Origin of the sequence: Owariibacterium komagatae (genome assembly GCF_045865535.1) — a bacterium.
Taxonomy (GTDB): Bacteria; Bacillota; Clostridia; order Oscillospirales; family Ruminococcaceae; genus Ruthenibacterium; species Ruthenibacterium komagatae.
Genome location: NZ_AP031406.1, coordinates 1815429 through 1838111, shown reverse-complemented (window position 1 = coordinate 1838111; position 22683 = coordinate 1815429). Strand labels below are relative to the sequence as shown.

Annotated in this window: 19 protein-coding genes and 1 tRNA gene; 8 read left to right on the top strand and 12 right to left on the bottom strand. The window is 63.8% G+C overall.

Annotated features, from left to right (window positions below; translation table 11 throughout):
- Positions 1-36 precede the first annotated feature (36 nt).
- Positions 37-2931 (top strand): acyl-CoA dehydratase activase, encoded by a 2895-nt coding sequence (locus ACKTS9_RS09040; protein ID WP_349215372.1) that lies wholly within the window; start codon positions 37-39, stop codon positions 2929-2931.
- 41 nt (positions 2932-2972) lie between these two features.
- A complete protein-coding gene (locus ACKTS9_RS09035) occupies positions 2973-4322 on the top strand; it encodes a 2-hydroxyglutaryl-CoA dehydratase (RefSeq protein WP_349215371.1) in 1350 nt (449 codons plus the stop codon).
- Between the two features lie 195 nt (positions 4323-4517).
- Here ACKTS9_RS09035 and ACKTS9_RS09030 read toward each other — a convergent pair whose 3' ends face one another.
- The 7 genes from ACKTS9_RS09030 to ACKTS9_RS09000 form a co-directional block, all read right to left on the bottom strand.
- Complete coding sequence (locus ACKTS9_RS09030; RefSeq protein WP_407880311.1) at positions 4518-5369, bottom strand: DUF5685 family protein; 852 nt, start codon at positions 5367-5369, stop codon at positions 4518-4520.
- 161 nt (positions 5370-5530) lie between these two features.
- A complete protein-coding gene (locus ACKTS9_RS09025) occupies positions 5531-5872 on the bottom strand; it encodes a phenylpyruvate tautomerase MIF-related protein (RefSeq protein ID WP_349215369.1) in 342 nt (113 codons plus the stop codon).
- Positions 5873-5875: 3 nt separating this feature from the next.
- Complete coding sequence (locus ACKTS9_RS09020; protein ID WP_407880308.1) at positions 5876-7276, bottom strand: alanine racemase; 1401 nt, start codon at positions 7274-7276, stop codon at positions 5876-5878.
- Entirely contained in the window at positions 7266-8795 is a 1530-nt protein-coding gene (locus ACKTS9_RS09015; RefSeq protein WP_407880306.1) for an amino acid adenylation domain-containing protein, read from the bottom strand. Before ACKTS9_RS09015 ends, ACKTS9_RS09020 begins: the two co-directional genes overlap by 11 nt.
- Positions 8796-9821 carry a hypothetical protein gene (locus ACKTS9_RS09010; protein ID WP_349215365.1) on the bottom strand — a complete coding sequence of 342 codons (1026 nt, stop codon included), beginning with the start codon at positions 9819-9821 and terminating at the stop codon, positions 8796-8798.
- The gene (locus ACKTS9_RS09005; protein WP_407880304.1) at positions 9808-11337 is read right to left on the bottom strand and encodes an MBOAT family O-acyltransferase; all 1530 of its coding nucleotides are present in this window, start codon (positions 11335-11337) and stop codon (positions 9808-9810) included. Before ACKTS9_RS09005 ends, ACKTS9_RS09010 begins: the two co-directional genes overlap by 14 nt.
- 26 nt (positions 11338-11363) lie before the next feature.
- The gene (locus tag ACKTS9_RS09000; RefSeq protein WP_407880301.1) at positions 11364-11912 is read right to left on the bottom strand and encodes an alpha/beta fold hydrolase; all 549 of its coding nucleotides are present in this window, start codon (positions 11910-11912) and stop codon (positions 11364-11366) included.
- A gap of 147 nt (positions 11913-12059) precedes the next feature.
- Between ACKTS9_RS09000 and ACKTS9_RS08995 the strand changes: the two genes are divergently transcribed.
- The 4 genes from ACKTS9_RS08995 to ACKTS9_RS08980 all read left to right on the top strand — a co-directional run bounded on the left by ACKTS9_RS08995 (position 12060) and on the right by ACKTS9_RS08980 (position 16293).
- Positions 12060-13727 carry a glutamine--tRNA ligase/YqeY domain fusion protein gene (locus ACKTS9_RS08995; RefSeq protein ID WP_407880299.1) on the top strand — a complete coding sequence of 556 codons (1668 nt, stop codon included), beginning with the start codon at positions 12060-12062 and terminating at the stop codon, positions 13725-13727.
- A gap of 60 nt (positions 13728-13787) precedes the next feature.
- Positions 13788-14861 (top strand): alcohol dehydrogenase, encoded by a 1074-nt coding sequence (locus ACKTS9_RS08990; protein ID WP_407880295.1) that lies wholly within the window; start codon positions 13788-13790, stop codon positions 14859-14861.
- A gap of 76 nt (positions 14862-14937) precedes the next feature.
- Positions 14938-16131: an FprA family A-type flavoprotein gene (locus ACKTS9_RS08985; protein ID WP_349215360.1), complete on the top strand. Its 1194-nt coding sequence runs from the start codon at positions 14938-14940 to the stop codon at positions 16129-16131.
- A gap of 48 nt (positions 16132-16179) precedes the next feature.
- Entirely contained in the window at positions 16180-16293 is a 114-nt protein-coding gene (locus tag ACKTS9_RS08980; RefSeq protein WP_349215359.1) for a rubredoxin-like domain-containing protein, read from the top strand.
- Positions 16294-16381: 88 nt separating this feature from the next.
- Here ACKTS9_RS08980 and ACKTS9_RS08975 read toward each other — a convergent pair whose 3' ends face one another.
- Entirely contained in the window at positions 16382-17008 is a 627-nt protein-coding gene (locus ACKTS9_RS08975) for a nuclease-related domain-containing protein (protein ID WP_407880292.1), read from the bottom strand.
- A gap of 208 nt (positions 17009-17216) precedes the next feature.
- Between ACKTS9_RS08975 and ACKTS9_RS08970 the strand changes: the two genes are divergently transcribed.
- Positions 17217-17293: transfer RNA gene (locus tag ACKTS9_RS08970), tRNA-Arg, on the top strand.
- Between the two features lie 103 nt (positions 17294-17396).
- On the opposite strand, the gene ACKTS9_RS08965 is transcribed toward ACKTS9_RS08970, so the two are convergent.
- Positions 17397-17588, bottom strand: a complete 192-nt coding sequence (locus tag ACKTS9_RS08965; protein ID WP_349215357.1) for a hypothetical protein — start codon at positions 17586-17588, stop codon at positions 17397-17399.
- A 227-nt stretch (positions 17589-17815) separates the two neighbouring features.
- On the opposite strand from ACKTS9_RS08965, the gene ppk1 reads away from it, so the two are divergent.
- Entirely contained in the window at positions 17816-19891 is a 2076-nt protein-coding gene (ppk1, locus tag ACKTS9_RS08960; RefSeq protein WP_349215356.1) for a polyphosphate kinase 1, read from the top strand.
- Positions 19892-20025: 134 nt separating this feature from the next.
- On the opposite strand, the gene ACKTS9_RS08955 is transcribed toward ppk1, so the two are convergent.
- Genes ACKTS9_RS08955 through ade form a run of 3 tightly spaced genes read right to left on the bottom strand, consistent with a single transcriptional unit; the run spans position 20026 to position 22648 of the window.
- Positions 20026-20487, bottom strand: coding sequence for a hypothetical protein (locus tag ACKTS9_RS08955; protein ID WP_407880289.1), 462 nt, complete (start codon positions 20485-20487; stop codon positions 20026-20028).
- Positions 20466-20942, bottom strand: a complete 477-nt coding sequence (locus ACKTS9_RS08950; RefSeq protein ID WP_407880287.1) for a C-GCAxxG-C-C family protein — start codon at positions 20940-20942, stop codon at positions 20466-20468. Before ACKTS9_RS08950 ends, ACKTS9_RS08955 begins: the two co-directional genes overlap by 22 nt.
- Positions 20939-22648, bottom strand: a complete 1710-nt coding sequence (gene ade / locus ACKTS9_RS08945; RefSeq protein WP_407880285.1) for an adenine deaminase — start codon at positions 22646-22648, stop codon at positions 20939-20941. Before ade ends, ACKTS9_RS08950 begins: the two co-directional genes overlap by 4 nt.
- Positions 22649-22683 lie beyond the last annotated feature (35 nt).

The following is a 22683-nucleotide window of genomic DNA, read 5'->3' as shown; positions in this document are numbered from 1 at the left end:
TGGAAGATTTATATCGCAAAGAGAAAAGGATTTGGAATGAAAATAGGGCTTGACATTGGTTCCACCACCATCAAGTGTGTGGTTCTGGATGGAACAGACAGTATCATTTATAAGGCTTACGAGCGGCATTACTCCCACATTGTGGAAAAGGCCGCCGAGGTGTTGGCGCGGCTGGACAAGGAGATCTGCAAGGGCGAAAAGGCGCTTTTGTCCATCTCCGGGTCCGCGGGCATGGGGCTGGCCACGGCCTGCGACGTGCCCTTCGTGCAGGAGGTGTTCGCCACCCGCGTGGCGGCCAAACGCTACGCGCCCGACGCGGACGTGGTGATCGAACTGGGCGGCGAGGACGCCAAGATCCTGTTTTTGACCCACGGCACCGAAGTGCGCATGAACGGCAGCTGTGCCGGCGGCACCGGCGCGTTCATCGACCAGATGGCCACGCTGCTGAAAATGACCCCCGACGAGATGAACGAGGCGGCCCGCCACGCAGAGAAGACCTACACCATCGCCAGCCGCTGCGGCGTGTTTGCCAAAAGCGACATTCAGCCGCTGCTGAACCAGGGCGCCAAAGCCAGCGACGTGGCGGCCAGCATTTTTTACGCAGTGGTCAACCAGACCATTGCGGGCCTGGCGCAGGGCCGGGTCATCCAGGGCAACGTGCTGTACCTGGGCGGCCCGCTGACCTTCCTGCCCCAGCTGAAGAAAAGCTTTGACAAGGTGCTGAAGCTGACCGGCACCTGCCCGGAGAACAGCCTGTATTATGTGGCGCTGGGCGCGGCGCTGTACTCGGACAAGGCCCTGAACCTGGCCGAGGTGGCCGACCGGCTGGAAAAATACAGCGCCACCGCCAGCTATGCCTTTGACCCGCCCCTGTTCGCCAGCAGGGAGGAGTACGAGGCCTTCCGGGCGCGCCACGCAAAGGCCAGCGTGCCCCGCCGCCCCTTCACCGGCGATGTGGGCAAAGTGTACATCGGCATCGACGCGGGTTCCACCACCGTGAAAGCGGCGGTCATTGACGAGGAAGAGAACCTGCTGTTCACCAGCTATCAGCCCAACAGCGGCAACCCCATTCCCATCATCCGCCAGCTGCTGATGGAGATCTACCGCGCCCATCCGGGGCTGGAGATCGGCAGCGTGACGGCCACGGGCTACGGCGAGGACATTGTGAAAAGCGCCTTCGGCGTGGACTACGGCGTGGTGGAGACCGTGGCGCACTTTACGGCGGCCAAGCATTTTATGCCCGACGTGGATTTCGTCATCGACATCGGCGGCCAGGACATGAAGTGCTTTAAAATCGAGAACGGCGCCATCTCCAACATCTTTTTGAACGAGGCCTGCTCCTCGGGCTGCGGCAGCTTTTTGCAGACCTTTGCCCAGGCGCTGGGCTACGACGTGCCCGAATTTGCCAAGCTGGCGCTGTTTGCGGACCGGCCCGTGGATCTGGGCAGCCGCTGCACGGTGTTTATGAACTCCAGCGTGAAGCAGGCCCAGAAGGACGGCGCTTCCATTGAGAACATTTCCGCGGGGCTGGCCATCAGCGTGGTGAAAAACGCGCTGTACAAGGTCATCCGCGCGTCCGGCCCCGAAGAGCTGGGCAAAAAGATCGTGGTGCAGGGCGGCACCTTCTACAACGAGGCCGTGCTGCGCGCCTTTGAACAGGAGATGGGCGTGGAGGTCATCCGGCCGGACATCGCGGGCCTGATGGGTGCCTTCGGCGCGGCGCTGTACGGCAAGGCCAAGGGCCGCAAGCAGTCGACGCTGCTGAGCCTGACCGAGCTGGAAAACTTCACCCAGGAAGTGCGCAACGTGGCCTGCGGGCTGTGCGGCAACAACTGCCAGCTGACGGTGAACCTGTTCCCCGGCGGCAAAAAATACATCAGCGGCAACCGGTGCGACCGGCCCATCACCCACCGGGGCGCCGAGAACCCCCTGAACCTGTACGAGTACAAGCTGCATCTGCTGGAGAGCTACCGGCCCGAGCCCGGCCCGCGGGGCACCATCGGCCTGCCGCTGGCGCTGAACATGTACGAACTGCTGCCCTTCTGGCACACGTTCTTTACAAAGCTGGGCTTCTCGGTGGTGAACAGCGGCGCGGCCAGCCGCAAACTGTACCTGGAAGGGCAGAGCACCATCCCCTCGGACACGGTGTGCTACCCCGCCAAGCTGGTGCACGGCCACATCCACAAGCTGAGCAAAATGGCGGTGGACACCATTTTCTACCCCTGCATGACCTACAACGTGGACGAACACCTGGGCGACAACTGCTACAACTGCCCGGTGGTGGCCTATTACCCCGAGGTCATTGCGGCCAACTGCCACGAGCTGCAGAACATCCGCTTTTTGTATGATTATGTGGACATCCACCGGCATAAGGATTTTGTGAAGAAGATCGGGGCCATTCTGGCCCGGATCTGGCCGGACATCACCCGGCCCGAGGTGTACGCCGCGGCGGTCGCGGCCTATGCCGAATACGACGCACACATGGCGCAGGTGCGCGCCAAAGCCACGGAGATCATTGCCAAGGCCCGCAGCGAGGGGCGGCAGATCATCGTGCTGGCCGGCCGGCCCTACCATGTGGACCCGGAGATCAACCACGGCATTGACAAGCTGATCTGCAGCCACGGCGCGGCGGTCATCACCGAGGACAGCATCTCCCATCTGGTGGAAAAATTCCCCACAAGCATTCTCAATCAGTGGACCTATCACTCCCGCCTGTATGCGGCGGCCAAATACATTGCGGATCAGCCGGACATGAATCTGGTGCAGCTGGTGAGCTTCGGCTGCGGCGTGGACGCCATCACCACCGACGAGACACGCGAGATCCTGCAGGAAGAGGGAAAACTGTACACCCAGATCAAGATCGACGAGATCGCCAATCTGGGCGCGGTGAACATCCGCCTGAGAAGTTTGTTCGCGGCGCTGGAGCAGTGAGCTTCGCGTCTGGCCCATATTGCCCGAAGGAGGGGCAGATCATGGAATATCAGTACCCCCGGTTTACGCCGGAAATGAAGAAGACACACACCATTCTCATGCCCAACATGGCGCCCATCCACTTTGAGATGATCGTGGAGGCCATGCGGGACGAGGGATACAAGGTGGAGCTGCTGGACAACAGCGGCCACGACGTGGCGCAGGAAGGTCTGAAGTACGTACATAACGACACCTGCTATCCGGCGCTGCTGGTCATCGGCCAGTTTATCAACGCGCTGAAAAGCGGCAAATACGATCTGGACCGCACGGCCCTGATCATCACCCAGACCGGCGGCGGGTGCCGCGCCTCCAACTACATTCACCTGCTGCGCAAGGCGCTGGTGAAGGCGGGCTTTCCCCAGGTGCCGGTGGCCAGCCTGAACTTTTCGGGCCTGGAGAAGGACAGCGGCTTTCAGCTGACCCTGCCGCTGATCCGCAAGGTGCTGGCGGCGGTGTTCTACGGGGACGAGCTGATGAGCCTGGCCAACCAGACCCGCCCCTACGAAAACCGGCCCGGCAGCGCGGACGCGCTGGTGCACCGCTGGGTGCGGGAGATCGCGGACCAGTTCGACAAAAAGCACGGCGTGACGCTGGCGGACATGACCGCCAACTTCAACGCCATCGCCCGGGATTTCGCCGCCCTGGATGTGACCTACACCCCCAAGGTGAAAGTGGGCGTGGTGGGCGAGATCTACGTGAAATATTCGCCGCTGGGCAACAACCATCTGGAAGAGTTCCTGCACAGTGAGGACTGCGAGGTCAACCTGCCGGGCCTGATGGGCTTTGTGCAGTACTGCATCGCCAACACGTCCATCACCATCCGCCTGTACGGCGGCAGCCGCCTGGTGGCCCTGGGCGCGGACGCGCTGATGAAATGGCTGACAAGGCGCGAACAGCGCATGATCGACGCCATTGCCCGCTATCCCCAGTTCCACGCCCCCACGCTGTTTGAACACACCATGCAGCTGGCCAAGGGCGTCATCGGCTACGGCAACAAAATGGGCGAGGGCTGGCTGCTGACGTCGGAGATGATGGAGCTGCAGAAAACCGGCTTTGAGAACATTGTGTGCGCACAGCCCTTCGGCTGCCTGCCCAACCACATCTGCGGCAAGGGTATGATCAACAAGATCCGCACCATTTACCCCAACGCCAACATCACCCCCATCGACTACGACCCCAGCGCCACCCGGGTCAACCAGGAAAACCGCATCAAGCTGATGCTCAGCGTGGCGCGGGAACGCCTGAACGACCACGGCAGCGGCAGCGCCGGCACGCCGGCGCCGGTGTACGGCCAGGTGAAGGTGCCGGGCGTGAAGGTGCCCGGGCTGTCCCCGGCGTTTGCGGAAAACTGAGCCGCAGGAAAAACGTTTTTGACCCCTCCGAAGATGTTTTGAGGAGGTACGCAGATGGGAACGGCCCTGTATTCTCTGGGACCCATGCAAGGCGCAAGGCTGTGGCGGTGACCGCCCGAAACAAACGATGGAAATAATAGGCAAAGAACCCCCGGGCCATTGGCCCGGGGGTTCTTTTGGTGGGGGAGAAGAAGGCTAACGCCGCGGCCCGTGGGGAAGGAAAAACGAAAGACGGGCTTCGCGGACGGCTTTCGAAGCGGGGGCGGTATGCAGCGCCCGATAGCGCTGCCACACGCCGCTGTACAGAACGTTGCACAGCAGGGTGTCCTGCCGGGCGGCGTCCAGCTGTTCAAAGCCCGCCAGACAGCGGGCCATGGCGCCTTTTAAAAGGGCCTGACACTGCTGCTCATAGTCCGGGCTGCCGGCCAGCGCGGCCAGCGGGTTGTAGCGGCCGGCGCGCAGGTCTGCCTGCAGATCGTCGTAGGCGTCCATCAGGTAGGAAAATTCCCCCAGGCCCGCGCCCAGCTGGCGCAGCGCCTCGGCACAGTCGCCCTTGACGGGGGATACCACGTCTGCGGTGAGCTGGCCGAAATAACTGGCGGGGACGGTGGGGTCCGGGCACTTTTGGGCTTCGCACCGCTGCAGCTGCTGCAGGCCGTGGCTGATGGCCAGGCACTGGCGGGGGTACCGGTGGCTGACCGCCGCGTACCGGCCGCGCAGCTGGTGCAAAAGCGCCAGCGCCATGTAGTTGTGGTCGTCGGACCAGTCGTCCTGGGCGCTGTGAAAGGCCAGGGCGATGCTCATGTCCGCGGCGTAGCCGCTGAACCCGTTGGAAAAGCGCGGGTCCAGGGGGGCGGCCTTTCGCCCGTCGCCGTACACATCGGTGAGCAGAATGTCCAGAAAGGTCAGGTCGTGCGACAGAGCCAGCTGTGCCAGCGGGCCGTGGCGCTGGCGCAGCGACTGCGCCAGTGTGCGGCGGTACGCCTGATAGCGCCGGGCGTCGTCTGAACAGAGGGTCTTCCGGTCCAGCGTCACATAGCCAAACATACCGCAGCGCTCCTTTCCGTGAAATGATGGTTCTATTATCCGATATAAATATGGCTACTTTATGAAGAAACGAAAAATTTTCGAAGATTGGATGGAAAAAAACACCGTTTTTGCAAAAAAAGGGGAGAGGCGGGTCTGCCTCTCCCTTTTTATGGAAACCGTCAGAAATTGCGGCCGTTCCAGCCCCAGTGCGGGGTCTCCTGGTACTGCACGTAAATGCGGTCCGGCTCGATTTGAAAAATGCCGGACAAAATCTCCGTGATGCGGCTGGTCAGATCGTCGTAAGCCTCTTCCGGCGCGCCGCCGTACAGGCTGACCGTGACCATGGCGGCGGGCTCGTACGAGCCCTGAAACCACAGATAGGCCGCGGGGTCGATCTCCACCATCAGCCAGGCTTCGCTTTTGCCGGGCAGCGCTTCCACCGCGTGGCCCAGGCGCTGCTTGGCCAGCTCACAGGCGATGTCCGGCGCTTCCACATTGGTGCGCACATGAATAAAAGGCATGGTTTACTCCTCCTGTAAATCCTGAATCATTTCCCACATGGCCTGCACCGAGTTGAAATGCTCGGGCACCACGTCTTCGGGCGGGATCTCCACGCCGAATTTTTCACTGATCTCGTAGATCAGGTTCACCACGTCAAAGGAATCCAGCAGCCCGTCGTCGATCAGCGCCGTTTCGCTGAGAAAATCAATGTCGGGTTTTGCGTTTTGTAATAATTCAAGCAGTTCGTCCATTTTGTATGATTCTCCTTTCTTCGAAAATGCGCTGTTCAGAAACGCCGTGGAAAGCGCGGGGCGCACCACCTGCGCGCCGTTTTGCCCGGTGTACAGCGCCACCAGCGGCAGCGCCCGGCTGAGGAACAGGTACATGCCCTCGGTGACGGAGTAAGCCCCGATGGAGCCGAAGCACAAAAGGTCTCCGGGCCGGGGATCCGTCAGGGGAAGGCCCTTGACCAGCACGTCGCCCGCCGTGCACAGTGAGCCGCACACGTTCCAGGGGGCGGGTTCGCCCGGGCGCGGGACGGCGGGCAAAAAGCGCACCGGCGGGATGCGCATACCCAGCGTCTGTCCGTAGTAATTCACGTGGTGGATGCCGCCGTCCACAATGCACCAGCCGCGGCCGGCCGTGGTTTTCACGTCCATCACCTGCGTCAGATAGGTGCCGCAGGGCGCGGCCAGAAACCGGCCCAGCTCGCACACCACCCGGCGGGTGCGGGCCGCCTGCCGGACCGCGCCGGCCAGCGCCTCCAGCAGCTGCGCTTCGCCGTCATCCGGGCGGAAGTATTCCACGCCGATGCCCGGGCCGTACTCCAGTTCGGAAATGGAAATGCCGCATTCCGCTTCCAGCCGGGCGGCCAGCGCCTCCAGCGTCTCCAGCTCCTGCCGGAACACCGCGGGCTTGCGCTTCTGGGTGCCGGAATACAGCTGAAGCCCTGTCACCGGAAGCCCGGACCGGCACACCCGGCGCACGCCGTCCTCGTCCATGCCGAACTGGTTGCCGCTGGACAGCCGCACAAGCACCCGGATGGACGCGCCCGTGCGGCGCGCGCACGCCGCCAGCAGGTCCGCCTGGCGCAGCGATTCCACCGTGTACATGATAACGCCTTTTTGCATGGCCCGCAAGAGGTCTTTTTCCTCTTTGTTCACGCCCGAGAGCACGATGCGGGCCGGGTCCAGCCCGGCGGCCATGCACAGCTCGAATTCGCCGGGCGAACACACCTCCACCCGGACCGCTTCATCGGGCAGGGCGGCCAGCAGAAAGGGGTTGGCCTTCATGGCGTAGCACACCTGCCCCGGGGCCAGCGCCCGGGACACCCCGCGCACCCGCGCGGCAAAGGCGTCCGCGTCAAAAAGATAGCAGGGTGTGCCCAGCCGGGCGGCCAGGCTTTTCAACAATTCATCGGTCAACCGGACCGCCTCCTTTTTCCGTCAGCCGGGCGGTGAGGGCCGCCCGGTCGATCTTTCCGTTTTTGTTCATGGGCAGCTGCTCCAGCCGCAGGTACAGGCCGGGCAGCATGAAGGCGGGCAGCGTTTTGCGCAGATGGGCGGCCACGTCGGCTTTTTCGGCCGTGCCCGCGTAGCAGGCCGCAATGCGGCGGCGGTCCGCCAGGTACACGCAGCAGGCCCGGTCCACGCCGTCCAGCGCGGCGAGGGCTGCTTCAATGTCCCCCAGCTCGATGCGGTGGCCCATGTGTTTGATCTGAAAATCCCGCCGGGCGGCGTAGTACCACTGGCCGTCGTCCCCCACCCGGGCCAAATCGCCGGTGCGGTAGACCGGGTCCCGGTAGGCGTTGTGCAGCGGGTTCTGCACGAACACGGCCTGGGTGCGCAGCGGGTCGTTGTAATAGCCCAGGGCCAGGGCGCTGCCCGCCACGCAGATCTCGCCCAGGCCGCCCGGCCGGGTGACAAGGGCGTTGTTTTCGTCCAAAAGGAACACCCGTTCGTTGGGGAAGGGCGTGCCCAGGGGCAGGGGCTCGTCGTCGGCAAAGTCCCGGTCCACCACGTAGTACAGGCAGTTGCAGGTGATCTCCGTGGGGCCGTACAGGTTGACAAAGCGGGCGTTGGGCAGGGCTTTGCGCCAGGCGCGCAGATGCTTGGGGGGCATCACTTCGCCGCTGAACAGCACCTGCCGCACCCGGTCGGGCGTTTTATAGTTCAGCCCGTTCATGGCGGTGACCAGGCACAGGGCCGAGACCGCCCAGGTCAGAGACGTGACGCCCTGCCGGCACAGCAGGTCCAGCAGGCGGGCGGGCATGGAAAAGTACTTGCGGGCGATGAGATACACGGTGGCGCCCGTGGCCAGGCCGGTGTACAGGTCCTTCACGGACACGTCGAAGTCAAAGGGGGCCTGGTTGCCCAGCACGTCCTGATGGGAGAAGCCGAACAGCCCGGTGAAGGCGTCGATGAAATCGATGGTGGAGCGGTGGCTGACCACCACCGCCTTGGGAACGCCCGTGGAGCCGGAGGTGAAGATGGCGTACAGGGGGTCGGCGTCCGTGGCCTGGGCTCTGCGCGCGGCCAGCAGCGCCGGGTCCGCGGGGGGATCGTCCTCCGGCAGGACCAGCACCCGGCCGGGAAACAGCGCCCGGGCCCGCTGGGCGTGGGCGGCGTCCGTCACCAGCAGCGGCGCGTTCAGCACCTGAAACAGGCCCGCAAGGCGCCGGTCCGGCAGGCTGGGGTCCGCCATGGCGTAAAAACAGCCCGCGTACACCGCGCCCAGAAAGGCGGCCACCGCCCCGGGGCTTTTTTCCAGCAGCACCGGCACCGGCGTGCGGGGCGCAAGCTCTGCGGCCAGCAGGCTGCCCAGGCCCTGCGCCCGGGCCTGCAGCTGCGAAAAGCTGAGCGCGCCGTCGTCGTCCGCAAAGGCGGTCTTTTGGGGGAACCGCAAGGCCGTGCGCTCCAAATATTCCAGAACATTGATCTGCATTTACAGTCTCTCCTTTGCCTGTTCCGGCGTGTAGAACAGCCCGGACACGTCCTCGCCCGCCGCAAGGCGCTGCAAAAAGGACGCGAAAGCCGCGCTGAACGCCCGGGCGCCGTCCGCGTTCATGTGGGACAGGTCCCGGAACATCTCCGGCCGGGGAGAAAACAGCTCCGGCCGGGCCAGATTGAAGTTGTAATAGGGCACCCCGGCCTGCCGGGCGCTTTCGGCGATGGCCGCGTCCGCCTCAAAGTACCGGGGCATGGCGCGCAGGGCCTGCGCCGGGCGGGGCGTGTTCACCAGCATCAGCTGCGCGCCGTGCTGCCGGCACAGCCGGGCGATCTTCTGCACGTATTCCCGGCTCTCGCCGGTGAAGTCCTCGGGGCCGGTCTCGTCCACGGTGTCGGGCAGGGGCGCGGCGGGGGCGGAGGGGTCCACGTACACGTAGCCGTCCCGCACGTACTGCAGGCCGTCCTGCGGGGCGGGGTCCGGGTCGGGGAAGAGCTTTTCCCGCACGTTCTGCAGCGCCGAGCGCGGGCCCTTCACATGGTAGCCCCGCCACCACAAAAGCCGGTCCAGATAGGAGCCGTCCTGGGCGGTGGCCCAGTAGTACCGGGCCCGGATCAGGGGGCTTTTCAGATAGGGCGCCAGCGACACGTAGACCAGCGGGTCCTCCTGCTGGCGGGCGTACTGCCGGGCCTCCACCGCAAGCACCACCAGCCGGGGGCTTTGGGTGCGGAACATCTCTTTTAAAAGGTAATAACTGGCGGGAAAGTCCGCGCTGGACGCGCCCAAATCGAACACACGGGCGTTCAGCGCCGGTTCCAGCACGTCCGGGTCAAAGTGATACAGCGCCAGCGAAGAGCCGCAGAACACCACGTCCAGCGGTTCGCTGCGGTGCAGGTCTTCCAGCATGCGCCGGGTGAAGTTGCCCGCGGGCATGAGCACGAAATTCAAAAGGCTGTTCACCAGGGCCAGAAACACCAGAAAGGCCGCCGCGCGCACCCAGGCGCGCCGTTCAGAATTGCGCATACAAAAACCCTCCTGTGAGATCGGTGCCCTGGGCCGCCAGCCCCAGCACCGCCAGCAAAAGCCCGGTGTAGCAGGTCCAGCGCAGCCAGAGGGGCCGGGCGTCCAGCCCGGTGCGGATGGAAACGCCCCGCTCCTGCAAGACGCTGACAAACAACAGCACGGCGGTGGCAACGGCCAGCACCAGAAAGTCCCGGCCGGTGAGGCCCAGCTGCAGCAGGATGCCCTGCCCCAGGGCGGCGATGTCCGGCCGGGCAAAGGTGCGCACCAGCATCTCCGCGCCGGCCCGGACGGTGAGCGCCCGGTCAAAGTACCAGCCCACGTTCACCACCGCGAAGGTGCGCAAAATTTGAAACACCCGCCAGCCGCGGCTGTGCACGTTCACCCGCAGGGCGGTTTTCATCCGGTCAAAAAGCGGTTCCAGCAAAGCGGCGCCGGCAATGACAAGGCCGTTGTACAGGCCCCACACCGCGTAGTGCGCGCTGGCGCCGTGCCACACGCCCACCACCAGGAACACCGCCACGTTGGCCAGGCACACGGGCAGCACCCGGCCCACGCTGCGGCCCAAATGCGCCTTGGCCCACTTGCCCAGCCGGGCCATGGGCCGGGAGATGGACAGCGGATAGAACAGGTAGTCCCGCATCCAGGCGCCCAGCGAGATGTGCCAGCGCCGCCAGAATTCCGACAGGGAGTGGGAAAAATAGGGACGGGTGAAGTTTTCCGGCAGGCGGATGCCGAACAGCTCGGCCGCGCCCAGCACCACGTCGATGCCGCCGGAGAAGTCCGCGTACTGCTGCAGCGAGTAGAACAGCACGCCCACGGCCAGCACGCTGCCGGGGTAGGCGTCGTACGAGCCGAACACCTGGTCCACCAGCACGGCGGCCCGGTCCGCGATGACCATTTTTTTAAAGTAGCCCCACAGCATGCGCTGGATGCCGTGCTGCAGCGCCGTCAGCCGGAAGGAATGGGGCTCCAGCAGCTGGGGGCCGGTCTGGTCCCAGCGGACGATGGGGCCCTGCAGAAGCTGCGGGAAAAAGCCCACGAACAGCGCCAGGCGGGGCAGGCTGCGCTGGGCCTGCACGGTGCCGCGGTACACGTCGATCAGGTACCCCATGGCGCTGAAGGTGTAAAAGGAGATGCCCAGCGGCAGCAACAGCCCGGTGCGGCCCCACAGCGGCCCCACGTATTTCAGCCAGGCCAGCACGCCGAAGTTCAGCCCCAGCACCGCCCAGAAAAAGCGGCGCTTTTTGGCTTTGGCGGCGGCCCGCCGGGCCTTTTTCTCCGCGGGGGTGCACCCCTGGGTGGGGCACAGCCGGTCCACCCGGGCCATGGCCAGGCCGCCCAGCCAGGTGGTCACGATGGTCACGGCCGGGAACAGCAGACCCGCCGGGCCCGCGCAGGCGTAGAACCCGCCGCTGAGCACCAGCAGGCACGCCCACTGCCAGCGCCCGGGCAGAAGGTAGTACACCAGCACCCCGACGCACAGAAACACAAAAAAGGAAAAAGAAAACAGGGACATGCCGGGCTCCTTTCAAAAAAGTCGGGTCACAGGACCGCGCGGTAAAGTTGGGCCACCTGGCGCAGCGCGTCCACGCTGGCCACAATGTCTCCGGGCACCTCCAGCGAATGGTTCGCGCCGGGGATCTTCGTCAGCCGGACGGCCGGGTCCTGCTCCATGCGGGCGGCGCAGTCGGGCGTCATCAGCGGGTCGGCGTCGCCGTACACGGCCCAGCAGCTGCGCCCGCGCATGTACGCGTCGTAGGTGCGGGGCAGGGGCGTCAGGTAGATCTGCACGGGGCGCAGGGCCAGACGGCGGGCCACCTCGCCCGCCACCAGGGTGCCCAGGCTTTTGCTGACGAACACGCACCGGCCCAGGCACCGGCCCGCCAGCTGCGCCAGCGCGTCGTTGACGCAGCCGGGCAGCGCGGCCTGGGCCTGCAGCGGCGCCGGAACGGCCGGGTCCGGCGAGAAGGACGGGTAGTCCACGCACACCACTTCGCTGCCGGTTTGCTGCGCCTGTTTGCGGGCGTAATAGAACAGCGGCCGGTCCGCGCCGTAGCCCATTCCGGGAAAGAAAACAACTGTCGTATCCAAAAACGAGTCACTCCCTGAAAAAATTTCATTTTGCCGTTTTTTTTCATGCACAGTATAGCACGTCCGCGCCCCGGGGACAATTGAACCGCCAGGGAAAGTGTGGTATACTGTTGATAAAATCAGCATCCTGTGAGGAGAGTTCGGAGCATGGAAGAAAAAATCAGCAATTTCCTGACGGAAATCATCGACAAGGACCTGGAGGAGGGCCGTGTGAAAGAGATCCACACCCGGTTCCCGCCCGAGCCGAACGGTTATCTGCACATCGGCAGCGCCAAGGCCATCTGGATCAACTGGAGCATCGCCAAACAATACGGCGGAAAGTTCAATTTGCGGTACGACGACACCAACCCCTCCCACGAGGACGTGGAGTACGTGGACAGCATTCTGGAAGATCTGCGCTGGCTGGGGGCGGAACCCACCGGCGGCATCTATTACGGCAGCGATTATTTCGACCAGTGCTATGAATACGCCGAGCAGCTCATCCGCGAGGGCAAGGCCTATGTGGACGATCTGACCCGGGAGCAGATGCAGGAGTACCGCGGACAGGACGCGGGCAAGCCGTCCCGCCCCAGCCCCTGGCGCGACCGCACCCCCGAGGAGAACCTGGATCTGTTCCGGCGCATGCGCGCGGGCGAGTTTGCGGACGGCACCAAAACCCTGCGCGCCAAGATCGACCTGGCCAGCCCCAACATGAACATGCGCGACCCGGCCATCTACCGCATCATGCGGGCCCACCACCACCGCCAGGGCGACAAGTGGTGCATCTACCCGCTGTACGACTTTGCACACCCCATTCAGGACGCCATCGAGGGGATCACCCACTCCATGTGCAGCCTGGAGTTTGAGAACCACCGTCCCCTGTACGAGTGGGTCATCGACAACCTGCATCTGGGGCCCTTCCCCATTCAGAGAGAGTTTGCCCGTTTGAACATCACCCATACGGTCATGAGCAAGCGCTATCTGCGCAAGCTGGTGGAAACGGGCGTGGTGGACGGCTGGGACGACCCGCGCCTGCCCACCCTGTGCGCGCTGCGCCGCCGCGGCTACACCCCCGAGAGCATTTTTGAGTTTGTGAAAAAGGCGGGCGTGGCCAAGGCCAACAGCCTGGTGGACAACCGCCTGCTGGAGCACTGCATCCGCTCCGAGCTGGACCCCGTGGCCCCGCGCCGCGTGGCGGTGCTGGACCCGGTGAAGCTGGTCATCACCAACTATCCCGAGGACAAGACCGAGGAGTTCCAGCTGCCCAACAACCCCAAGGACGAGAACGCCGGCACCCGCGCGGTCCCCTTCACCAGAGAGGTGTGGATCGAGCGCAGCGACTTTGCCGAGGTGCCGCCGCCCAAGTATCAGCGCCTGAAGCCCGACGGCGAGGTGCGCCTGATGGGTGCGTACATCGTCAAGTGCACGGGCTTTGAAAAGGACGAAGCGGGCAATGTGACCAAGATTTTGTGCACCGCCGATCTGGAGACCGGCAACGGCATGCCGGCCGACGGCCGCAAAGTGCGCGGCACCATCCACTGGGTGAGCACCGCCCACGCGGTGGACGCCGAAGTGCGCCTGTACGGCGATCTGTTCGGCGAGGAGAACATGGGCGAGCTGCCCGAGGGCAAGACCTACGACGATTATCTGAATCCTGAGTCGGTGCAGGTGCTGCCCAACGCCAAGCTGGAGCCCGCGCTGAAGGACGCCCGCCCCGGCGAGCGCTTCCAGTTCGTGCGCATGGGTTACTTCACGCCGGATTCCAAGCATCCGGGCGTGTACAACCGCATCGTCACGCTGAAGGACAGCTTTTCCAAAACGCTGGCGCAGAAATAAGAACAGACAGGGACGGCGCGCGGCGCCGTCCCTGCTTTGGCTTGCAAGGAGGGAAATGCCATGCAGCAAACCATGCTGGCCGCCGTGTGGGACGGCGGCAGCGCCCCGGTGCTGACCCGGCGGCCGGTGCCCGTTGTGCACGAGCCGGGCGACGCCATTGTGCAGGTGACCCGTTCCACCATCTGCACCAGCGACCTGCACATTCTGCACGGGGCCGTGCCCCGCGCCGTGCCGGGCATTGTGCTGGGGCATGAATTTGCGGGCCGGGTGGTCGCGGTGGGCCCGGGGGTGACCCGGCTGCGTCCGGGCGACCGGGTGGCCGCCAACTGCGAGAGCTTCTGCGGGGACTGCTGGTTCTGCCGGCGGGGCTATGTGAACAACTGCGAACAGGGCGGCTGGCTGCTGGGCTGCCGCATCGACGGCTGCCAGGCGGAGTATGTGCGGGTGCCCTTCGCGGACCAGTGCCTGTACCCGCTGCCCCACGGCGTCAGCGAGGAGAGCGCGCTGTTTGTGGGGGACATTCTGGTCAGCGGTTACTGGGGCGCTTTGCAGTGCGACATCCGCCCCGGCGACACGGTGGCGGTGGTGGGCGGCGGCCCCGTGGGGCTGTGCGCGGCCCAGTGCGCCCGCTTTTTGGGGGCGGGCCGGGTGGTGCTGCTGGAGCCGGACCCCGCCCGCCGGACGCTGGCCCTGGCCCAACAACTGGCGGACCATGTGCTGGACCCCTGCCGGGAGGACGCGCCCGCCTTTGTGCAGCGCCTGACCGGGGGCCGCGGCGCGGACAGCGTCATCGAGGCGGCGGGCGCGCCGGACACCTTCGAGCTGGCCTGGCGCGTGGCCCGGCCCAACGCCGTGGTCAGCGTGGTGGCCATGTACGAGAGCGACCAGATTCTGCCGCTGCCCCGGATGTACGGCAAAAACCTGATTTTCAAAACCGGCGGCGTGGACGCCAACTGCTGCCCCCGTCTGGTGGAACTGATCGCCGCCGGGAAGCTGCGCACGGATTTCCTCATCACCCACCGCGGCCCGCTGGAAGCCATTCTGGACGGGTACCGCACCTTTGCCGCCCGGCAGGACGGCTGCCTGAAATGGGTGGTCACAGGCCCTTGTAAAACAGAGGAAAGTGTTTCATAATAAGAATGAAAAAATGGTTGCAAATTATACGAATATAGTATAAAATAGGAGCGAACAAAAAAGGAGGCCTTTTTGAATGGGTGCAATCAAAGCAAAAGAGCATATTTGGTATGTGGGTGTACAGGACCCGGACCTGCGCGTGTTTGACATTATCATGCATTCGGACTACGGCACCAGCTACAACGCATATCTGGTGCAGGGCACGGAGAAGACGGTGCTGTTTGAGACCAGCAAAGCGAAATTCTTTGACGAGTTTCTGGACAACATCCGCCAGGTGACGGACCCCGCCAAGATCGACTACATTGTGGTGGACCACACCGAGCCGGACCACACCGGCAGCATGGAGAAGCTGCTGGAGCTGGCCCCCAACGCCACGGTGCTGGGGTCGGGCACGGCCATCACCTTTTTGAAGGAGATCGTCAACCACCCGTTCAACGCCAAGGCTGTTTCGGAGAAGGACCGCATCGATCTGGGCGGTCTGACGCTAACCTTCCTCAGCGTGCCCATGCTGCACTGGCCGGACAGCATGTACACCTACATCCCCGAGCTGAAGGCGCTGTTCACCTGCGACAGCTTCGGCTGCCACTACGCGGATGAGCGCGTGTTCAACGATTTGATCGAGGGCGATTTTACCGAGGCGTACAAATATTACTTCGACAACATCATCGGGCCGTTCAAAAACCCGTTCATGCTCAAGGCGCTGGACCGCATCAAGGACCTGCCCATCGAGTTTGTGGGCAACGGACACGGACCGGTGCTGCGCAGCAACATCCAGCATTATTTTGATCTGTACCGCGCCTGGAGCACGCCTCAGCCCCGGGACAAGAAAGTGGTGGCGGTGGCCTATGTGTCCGCCTACGGATACACCCGCCAGCTGGCCGAGCAGATCTGCAAGGGTCTTTCCGAAAGCGGCGTCGAGGTGAAGTGCTTCGATCTGGTCAGCGACGACAACGCCGCGGCCAAGGCCGCCATTGCGGACGCCGACGGCTTTTTGCTGGGCAGCCCCACACTGGTGGGCGACGCGCTGCCCCCGGTGTATGAGATGCTCATCGGGCTGAACCCCATCATCCACAAGGGCAAGTTTGCCGCCGCCTTCGGCAGCTACGGCTGGAGCGGCGAGGCCGTGCCCAACCTGACGGCCCGCTTGCAGCAGCTGAAGCTGAACATGCCGTTGGAGGGCATGAAAGTGCGCTTTAAACCCACCCAGACCGATCTGGACGCGGCCAAGCAGTACGGCCTTGCGTTCGGCAACGCGGTGCGCGGCGTTTAAACGCCCGCGGCTTCCCCATACTAAGAAAAAAGAAAGGAGAATCTCCCCATGAAAAAGTGGCTTTGCACCATCTGCGGCCAGGAATTCGAGGGTGACCAGCCTCCCGTGCCGTGCCCCGTGTGCGGCGCCGGCGAGGAAGCCTTTGAAGAAGTAGCCGAGTAAGAAAAACAGCCTTCCGCTTTTGCGGAAGGCTGTTTTGTTTGGCGGGCAGCAAAAAGGCCCTCCGCAAAGGCGGAAGGCCGCAAGCACATTATTTCTTTTCGGTGACGTAGGCGCGCAGCGCGGTGCACACCGCGTCCAGGTCGATCTTCCGCTCCTGCAGAAAACGGGACTGGCCCAGCAGGGAACGGAACTCCTTCACGGTGTAGTGGCCGGTGCTGCGGGGCAGAGCCAGCGAGGCAACGGGGTTGGTGAACACGCACACCGTTTCCACAGGAATGTTTTTCAGCTTGGCGCTGAACAGAATGTCGCGCACCAGACGGGTGTCGCGCTCGGCTTCCAGAATGGGGTTGGCGAAGGAGATGCGGTCCTGGTTTTTCACCTGCAGCCACATGGCGTCCCCGGCGCTGCCGTAAATGGAGCCGCCGCGGCCCACGCATTTGACGCACAAAATGCCAAAGGTGCCCACCAGAATGAAATCCAGGTCCGCCAGCTTGCCGTCCTTGGCCAGGCAAGCGGGGGAGATGACCTGGTAGCCGTTCATCAGCGCCATGCGCCGGGCGGCGCCCAGGGGCTTATCCGCTTTTTTGGCGTCGGGCAGGTCTTTGGGTTTGCGGCGGAAAAGCGGGGAATCGCTGCGCCACAGAAAATAGATGATCAAAAACAGGCACAGGAGGGTGATGATCACAATGCCGACAATCAGATACAAGTCTTCCACGAAAAAACCTCCAGAAAAAGCCGTTCGACCGGCTTTTTAGAATCATTTTTATCAGTATAGCAAAAAGTGAGAAAAAACACAATTGAACCGGCCAATTCGGCGCAAGAATTTTGGTGAAAATTGACCGGGCAAAAATGAAAAAAATTCTTGACAATCCGATAATGCTGTGGTATGATAATCCATGCACTCAAGAGTGCGAAGTGAAAATGCGCTGCTAGCTCAGTTGGATAGAGTGTTTGGCTACGAACCAAAAGGTCAGGGGTTCGAATCCCTTGCAGCGCACCACGCCGGAGCAGAATTTCTGCTCCGGTTTTTTTGTGTTTGCGGCGCGCAAGGAAAAACGCCTTCTGACGCGCGTCAGAAGGCGTTTTTTGCGTGAAGGTGCCGGTCAGCGGCAGGGCTTGGGCGTCAGGGCGTAGCATTGGCGGATGATGGTGTCGTACAAATCGTTGTAATAGTCCAGGTACGCTTTCCGGCGCTGCCGGTCGGCGCGGTTTTGGCGCTGCATTTCGTCCCAGACGGCGCAGTGCTTGTGGCAGTTTTCGCAGTAGCGGTCGCAATGGCTTTTACACGGAAGCATGGGGCAGTCCTCCTTCTTGCATTCACCTTGGCTTCAGTGTAGCGCGTTGCGCCGGGTTTGACCACGGATTTTGGGTCAAATGTTTGAAAAGTTTTTGTGAAACCGCCCGGTTTACACAGATTTGGCCCATTCTTTTCAAAAAAAGGGTGGCACACCGGGCGGGACTGTGATACCTTTTTAAGAAGAGAAGTGTGCCGCGCAGCCGGCACGGGAGAGGAAGAGGAGAAATGATGGAAAACGAGTGCTTTGAAAACCGGGAGCTTTCCTGGCTGCGCTTCAACGAGCGCGTGCTGGAAGAGGCCGAGGACGCCCGGGTGCCCCTGTGCGAGCGGCTGTCCTTCCTGTCGATTTTTCAGAGCAATCTGGATGAATTTTTTATGGTGCGCATCGGCAGCCTGCACGACCAGATGCTGCTGGACAAGGACAGCCGGGAGAACAAGACCCACATGACCCCCGGCGAGCAGATCGACGCGGCGCTGGACCAGGTGCGAAGCCTGTGCCGCCGCCGGGACGCGGCCTACACCGCCCTGATGGGGCTGCTGGAAGAGCAGGGCGTGACCATTGTGGACTTTCACAGCATCCGCCCCGAGTCGGAAAAATATCTGGAGACCATGTTCCGGCGGGAATTTCTGCCGTTGCTGTCCACCTTTATCATCGGCAAAAAGCAGTCCTTCCCCTTTCTGGCCAACAAGGACATTTACGCCATTGCCGTGCTGAACACCAAGACCGAAAAAAAGAAGATCGGCATTGTGCCCTGCGTCAGCGGCCTGTTCCCCCGGCTGATCCCCGTGCCCGAGCGCGCCGGCTGCTACATTCTGGCCGAGGAGCTGATCCTGCACTGCCTGCCCATGATGTTCCCCGGGTACAAGATCACCAGCAAAACGCTGGCGCGGGTGACCCGGAACGCGGACATTGACGCCGACAACATTTACGACGAGGAACTGAACTACCGCGACCACATGGCCGAGGTGATCAAGCTGCGGCGCAAGCTGTGCCCGGTGCGCATGGAGCTGAGCCGCGCCATCGACATCGAGGTGATCGAGACCCTGTGCCGCCAGCTGAAGCTGGACACAAAGCGGGTGTATGAGTACGACGCGCCGCTGGACCTGTCCTTCCTGTACATGATCCGGGACCATCTGCGCACCCGCAGCGAGCTGTTCTACGCGCCGCGCCACCCCCAGGACAGCCCCGAGGTGGACCTGAAGAGCTCGGTGCTGGAGCAGATCGCCCGCAAGGACATTCTGCTGCACTACCCGTACCAGAGCATCCGCCCCTTTTTGCAGATGCTGAGCGAGGCCGCCCGGGACCCGGAAGTGGTGTCCATTAAAATGACGCTGTACCGCCTTGCCCGGGACAGCAAGGTGGTGGAAAGCCTGGAGGAAGCCGCCGAGAACGGCAAGCAGGTGGACGTTCTGGTGGAGCTGAAGGCCCGGTTTGACGAGGCCAACAACATCGCCTGGAGCCGCCGCCTGGAGCGGGCCGGCTGCCATGTGATCTACGGCCTCAGCGGCATGAAGGTGCACAGCAAGCTGTGCGTCATCACCCGCAGAACGCCCCAGGGCATCCAGTACATCACCCAGATCGGCACCGGCAACTACAACGAGCGCACCAGCCGCCTGTATACGGACCTGTCCCTGATGACGGCCCGCCGGGAGATCGGCATGGAAGCGGCGGCCGTGTTCCAGGCGCTGACCCTGGGCGAGACCGTGGACCACACCCAGCACCTGCTGGTGGCGCCCCACTGCCTGCAGAACAAGCTGCTGGACATGATCGACGACGAGATCTGCAAGGCGCGCCAGGGCGGCGAGGGCTATCTGCGCATCAAGATCAACAGCATGAGCGACAAGACCCTCATCGACAAGCTGATCGAAGCCAGCCGCGCCGGTGTGCGGGTGGACATGATCGTGCGGGGCATCTGCTGCTTGCGGGGCGGCGTTCCCGGCTGGACCGACAACATCCACATCATCAGCGTGGTGGGCCGGTATCTGGAGCACTCCCGCATTTACATTTTCGGCAGCGGCGAGGACGTGCGGGTGTACATCGGCAGCGCCGACTGGATGACCCGCAACACCTTGCGCCGGGTGGAGGTGGCCGTGCCGGTGTACGACCAGGGCCTGAAGCAGCGGCTTTTGCGCATTTTTGACGTGATGTGGCGCGACAACCGCCAGGCCCGGGACCAGCAGCCCGACGGCAGTTATGTGCGGCGCATGCCCAACGGCGAGCCCGCCCTGGCCTGCCAGGACTGGCTGTACGACGAAGCGTACCGCCTGGCCGGCCGCAAGCTGGAACAGAGCGAATCCTGAAAAAAGCCCCGGAACGACGGTTCCGGGGCTTTTTGCACTTATTTTGCGTGTTTGCAGATGGCCAGAAGGATCTTGAACGGGAACACCACCACCAGTAAAACCAGATACAAAAGCAGTTTCATGGGTCAGCCTCCTTATTTTAAAAGGTTGTGACGGACGAACTCCAGCACCTTCTGCTCGGCGGCGGGGCACAGAAGCCGGGGCAGCTGATGAGCGGCCAGCCACGCCAGCGCCGTGGCCACGCCCAGACCGCCCACGGCCAGGCACAGGGTCTTGGCCGGGTCCGGCGAAGTGAGCGCGGCGGCCAGCGCCGCCACCCACACCAGCGCGCCCACAGGGCGCAGAATGTGCACGGTGTGCGGGTCCGGGCCGAATTTGCCCTGAATGATGCAGCCGCCGGCGGTCTCGGTCACCGCGGCGGTCAGGCACAGGCCCCGGGGTTTGTGCGGGCCGGGCGCCCAGGCAAGCACGAAGCCGTCCCGGGTGGGGCGGCTTTCCAGCTCGCCCGCGGCCGACGCTTTGCGCTGCATTTCCCGGGTGCCGTGGCGCAGGCGCTCCAGCACCTGGCGGCGGGTCAGGGTGCTTTCCAATCGCATGGGGGCACCTCCTCGTTCAAAAACTGTTCCAGAATGTCCGCGGCGCTGCGGGCCAGCTCCGGACAGGGACGCTTGCGGTAATACTCCGGGGTGCGCGCCTCGGGCCGGGGCGTTCCCTCGGGCCGGTCCAAGCCCAGCAGCTCCTTGCAGACGATGCTTCCGTGGCACTGCCGGAACCGGTTTGCCAACGCCTGCACATCGGTGTACACAGCGGTTTTCTCCTGCAGGTCGCCGGGCACGCCGTAGCCCCGCAGGGCGCTGTACACAAAGGTCATGCCGCTGACGCAGCCGCACACTTCCCGCAGGCGGCCGAAGCCCCCGCCGAAGCCGCTGACCATCCGGGCCACGGTCTCCAGCGGAAGGTCCAGCTCCCGGGCGAAAGCGCCGGCCACGGACTGGGCGCAGTTGTAGCCGCTGCAGAACAGGCGGTAGGCTTCGTCTCCGTGCGCGCTCATGCCTGCTCCTCCTGCACGGGTGCGAAGCGCACCACGTCGAACAGGCCCCGGTCGGTCAGGCGCAGCTCCGGAATGACCGGCAGCGCCAGGAACGACAGGCTGGTGAAGGGGTCCACGTGATAGGGGATGCCCATCTGGGACGCCTGCTTGAGAATGGCTGCGGTGTTGCGCTGCACGTCTTCCCAGGGGTCGGTGCTCATCAGGCCGGCCACGGGCAGGGGCAGCTGGCCCAGCACCTGCCCGCCGGACACCAGCACATAGCCGCCGCCCATGGATTTCAGCTGATTGATGGCCAGGGCCAGGTCTTCGTCGTTGTCGCCGGCGGCGATGACGTTGTGGCTGTCGTGGGCCACGCTGGTGGCGATGGCGCCGCCCCGGATGCCGTAGCCCTTCAGCGGGCACACCGCAATGCCGCCGCTGCGGCCGTGGCGCTCCACCACGCACAGCTTGGCGTAGGTCTCGTTGGGAACAAACAGGCCGTTTTCCGAGGGGACCGGCTCCACCACGTGTTTGGTCACGATCTGATAGGGCACCATCTCGATGCAGTGGGCCGTCTCGCCCACGGGCAGGCGCAGGTCCTGCGCGGTCACGGGGGAGAAGCGCACGGTGTTCAAAAGCGCGTCCGGAACCGGGGCGGGCCGGCAGGCGGCCAGCGCCTCTTCCACGGGAACGCCGTCCTTATAGACCTGCTCCACCTTGACCTTTTTCAGGCTGCTGAGCAGCACCAGGTCCGCCCGGTAGCCCGGCGCCACAGCGCCCAGGTCCCGCAGGCCGTAGACCCGGGCCGCGTTGATGGTGGCCATTTTGATGGCGGCCACCGGGTCCATGCCCAGGCGGATGGCCTGGCGCACGTTCCAGCGCACATGGCCTTCCCGGGAGATGTCGTCCAGATGTTTGTCGTCGGTGCAGAACAAGAAGCGGTCCGCGGGCAGCTTGGAGTCCAGCAGGCCGTTGACCAGAGCGGTCAGGTTTTTGGCGGCGCTGCCCTCGCGCACCAGGACCGCCAGCCCCGCCCGCAGCTTTTCGGCTGCCTCGGCAAAGCTGGTGCACTCGTGCTCGGTGCGCACGCCCGCCGCGGCGTAGGCCTGCAGCTGACGCCCGGTCAGGCCCGGGGCGTGGCCGTCCACCTGTTTGCCCGCGGCTTCGGCCGCGTTCAGTTTTTCCACGATGGCATCGCCGGCGGCCACCACGTCGGGGTAGCACATCACCTCGCCCAGGCCCAGCACCCGGGGATGGTCCCAGAAGGGAGCCATGTCCTGGGCGGTGAAGTCCGCGCCGTTGGTCTCAAAGGCGGTGGCGGGCACGCTGGAAGGCAGCATCAGATACACGTTGACGGGCAGCTGCTCGGTGGCGTCCAGCAGATAGCGCACCGCCGCCGCGCCGCACACGTTCACGATCTCGTGGGGGTCTGCGATCATGGTGGTGGTGCCGCTTTTGGTCACAAGCCGCGCCAGCTCGAAGGGCGTGGCCAGGGTGGACTCCATGTGCAGGTGGGCATCGATGAAGCCCGGGCACAAAAACTTGTCCGTGCCGTCCACTTCCCGCACGCCTTCGTAGGAGCCCAGGCCCACCACGCAGCCGTCGGCCACGGCTACGTCGGTGGTGACCACCTCTTCGCTGAACACGTTGACCACATTTACATTTTTAAACACCAGGTCCGCTTTCACGCGGCCCATGGCGGCGTCGATCCTCTTTTTTCGATCCATTTGGGGAGCACCTCCGTTCTTTGATTCTTATTATA